This window comes from Shewanella chilikensis (assembly GCF_002836945.1).
In the GTDB taxonomy this organism is placed as follows: Bacteria; Pseudomonadota; Gammaproteobacteria; order Enterobacterales; family Shewanellaceae; genus Shewanella; species Shewanella chilikensis.
On the sequence record NZ_NIJM01000094.1, the window covers coordinates 1 to 3,387 of the forward strand.

Here is a 3,387-nt window from a genome sequence, read left to right on the forward strand (position 1 = left end):
TTAAACCCTTGGTGATATTGCAGCAACAGGCTTAAGCCTGCCGTTGGCATGCCTGGCAACCGCAGTTTTTGTATGAAGTATGTAGATTACTTGTCTCAGAGAGCCTACTTCCAAAAATCCGTCGTTATTTCTCAGAGACTGACACCCTGCAACGAGTTTCCTTGCAGCTCGGAAAGTGTTTAGGATGTCCTATATATCGTCTATATATCGCGTTATTTATCAGAGACTGACACCCAGCAGCGTGCTTCCTTGCTGCTCAGAAAGTGTTTAGGATGTCCTGTATTTCCACTTGCTGCTCAGAAAGTGTTTAGGATGTCCTGTATTTTGTTGTATTTTCGTTTATGGAAGACCAGCAGATGTGTATTCTCCAAAGTCTAAAAAACCGCACACCATTAGAGATAATATGATTTATAAGGTTGAGCACCAGGCACCGGATATAGTTTTGAACATTACCGATTCCCCATTGAGTTCAGCTGATATGTTGAAGTTTTTGGATGAAAAGCCGGTGAATGGTTTACAGAACCTGTATTTGATTGACGGTGAAAATGTTTTATTGAGGAAGTTCTAAGATGACTATGACTCTCAATTTGGAAGTTGCGAAGGGTGTTAGGCTTCAGGATATAAAAGACGCTTTAATGGGGGTTGAGTATTCTGAATTGTTTGAGACGGAGTCCGAGCTGTCTATAATATTACCTAATACAAATGCGTCCATGTCGGTTAAGACGAATCTTGAAAATTCGACAGTATTAACTGAAGACTTGGAAGATGCAGACTGGTCTGTTGGACTACGAGCATATTTTGATGTTGATGCTACGTTGCCTAACCCATTTGATGATGTGAAGAGAATTGTGTTGAATCTATCAAAGCAAACTTCATTTGAGTTTGCTTTGTCATTTCAATACGAGTCCCTCTATGCTCAGAAAGACTCTAATGGTCTAGAATTGAGTAAAGATTTTTAAATGAGGTGTAAAGCCCTACGTCAAAGGGCAGGGCCAGAGCATACTTTGAACATTATCTAACCAAAGAACACTCTTTCTCGGTAATCATCACACCAACCGGCCTGCTTTAGTTTGGCAGCATACAGGAACGGCCTTTGGTTGAAGATTCCAGACCCTCAATGCCACATTCAGTGTATCAACTGACCCATCTGTTAATTGAAGTACGCGCCGCCGCTATCAAGCCTGATACTTCAGTAACTATCGGGGCGGATCAAACAGCTATTTAGCCTTTATCATAGTGGCGAATGGGCAGTTGGCTGACACTGTCGAGTCGCCAGGCTCCCTTCTCATACACGAAGCGAACGCTGTGCAAGGCATCCTTAAAGTCATAGCGTTGGTTCGAGTCTGGCAGGACCTTGTTAAACTCCAGCTGAATGTTTTGATAGCCATCCTCAATAGACAACTTACCCAGATGATTTGGCAAATCGATAAGGCGGCTCAGCGCCTTGTCCAACTCGCGATTTTGTATCGGCAGTTGCTGCTTAAACTGCTCACTGAACAAGGCCGCGAAGGCTTGTTTGTCCTTGCTGTGGATATAGGCGGCATTGGTCCAGTCGGCCAACAAGAGTTCGAAGGTCTTGTCTGCCCGGGTTAGAGATGCGATGGGGGTTTTGTTGTCGTTGGTAAGGTAACTTTTAAGAGCTGCCTCGGCTTCTTCAAGGCCGCGCTCGAATATTTGCGCCACCTTTATCGCAGCCGGATCCTGGTTGGCCTTTAGCTCAGCGCTAAGTCTGTTGACGGCTTCCACCCGCTCTTGCCAACTGTTGAAACCTTTCATTAGGCTTTGTAGTGAAGCTTTATGCTGCTTCATTGCTTCGGCGACGGCCTCATCTTGCTGCCGCGCCGCTCTGGCTTCGGAGCTCACATAATCTCTAAAGGTGCTGTTGAGTATGGTTTCGGGGGCATCGAAGTAGAGTCCCGCGCCGCTGTAGGGATCGACCCAGAGATCGCCGGTGTTTATTGGAGCTGATGGCTTAGGGTGGATATCGCCGTAATAGATTCGATCTAATTTGGCTTGGTTTTGGCTAAGGAAGGCGCTAATCGCCTTGCCATCAGTGGCGGACAGTCGTTGGTATTCGGCCGCCAGTTGCTGCAACTCTTTGGAGTTCTGCACCCTTTGGCTGGCATAGTAGCCACAGCGCAGGTCACAGGCTTGCTTGGTCAAACTGGAAGCCGGGTCTAAGGTGATCGCCTTGCTCTGGACAAACACCTCGGCGGTATAGACGCCTCTGGGAATAACACCACTCTTATCCATCAGGTAAATGGTGTTGTTGGGACTATGGCGGCCGACGACTTGAAGATCTTGTTTGCTGGCGCACAGGGAGTAGTCCCTGCTGGTGACCGGCAGTTCCTTGCCATAGGTGGAAACGACCAACTTATCCAGGCTAATCCCTTCGGGCACACTGCCTGTAATGCTGAGATCGCATTGTTGAGCGTTGACATTGAGAGTTAGGCCACCCAGGGCCAGGCCAAGAAATATCAATCTTTGTTTCATGCAAAGTCCTTGTTGCGAGTTGTTTCTTAAAACTTGTAGTGAGGCTTTTCCCATCAGTCTTTCGTGAAAAATCCCATATTTGCAGTTAAAATTAGTTGCTTAGTGAATGATGGTTTAATTTGTTTATGCTATCGCGAATTGTCCTGCCTTGTCACCAGTTAATGGGGGGCAAGTAAACGGATGATTGTAGAACGTAAGAGATGTGGTACATCATCCTATGTTAAACATATCTCACTGATGCCTCGGATCGACTGTAATTGGCGGAAATCATGCTTTCAGTCACTGTTTATAATGTGGTTTCAGGTGTATCAACAACGGGGCCGCCGAGTTAATCTTTGAAGTGGTGCCTGATTCTGCTTGGGAGAATTAGTTGGCCTGACTGGTAACATGGCTATAGGTATTAAAAATGATCAGCACTACTACAAGTTTGAATCATCTCTGTTATAAACAGTAGTTGGATAATAGATGTTTTCAATGGCGAGTTATAGCTTTATATAAAAATATGACTCCATTAAGTGTTGGGGTTGGTACCAATTTCGAGATTGGAAAAATGAAAGCTTTACTGTATTTAATTTAGATGAAAAATAACCAAAGACATTCAGTGAAGTAAATTATCCCACTGCGACACACGGAACTTTGACTTTTTTTGTTGCAGAAGGTGAATAACTTTATGTGACTGGTTGATTGAGTTTTGATTGAATCCTTTTGGATAGTATTTAGGTTGAATTCGCGATAAGTTGCAGAGCCAAAATTGAAATGTTCAATGTTGGCAGGGTAAGCCAATGTCAGTCGGGTTATTGCTAATTTTATAATTGCCAATATCATTAATGTTAATCTGTTAAGGAAGGTGCGAATAAGTCCGAGATGTGAGATCATCGTGTTGTAACCTGAACC

General features: G+C 44.5%; 3 protein-coding genes. 2 read left to right on the plus strand and 1 reads right to left on the minus strand.

The features are described from left to right. Positions 1–289 precede the first annotated feature (289 nt). A complete protein-coding gene (locus CX651_RS20400) occupies positions 290–568 on the plus strand; it encodes a CdiA C-terminal domain-containing protein (protein ID WP_224867554.1) in 279 nt (92 codons plus the stop codon). 1 nt (position 569) lies between these two features. Further along, positions 570–959, plus strand: coding sequence for a hypothetical protein (locus tag CX651_RS19545; RefSeq protein ID WP_071239079.1), 390 nt, complete (start codon positions 570–572; stop codon positions 957–959). 262 nt (positions 960–1,221) lie between these two features. Here the strand turns inward: CX651_RS19545 and CX651_RS19550 are convergent, their stop codons facing one another. Continuing rightward, positions 1,222–2,493, minus strand: a complete 1,272-nt coding sequence (locus CX651_RS19550) for a hypothetical protein (RefSeq protein ID WP_101057779.1) — start codon at positions 2,491–2,493, stop codon at positions 1,222–1,224. Between the last annotated feature and the right edge of the window lie 894 nt (positions 2,494–3,387).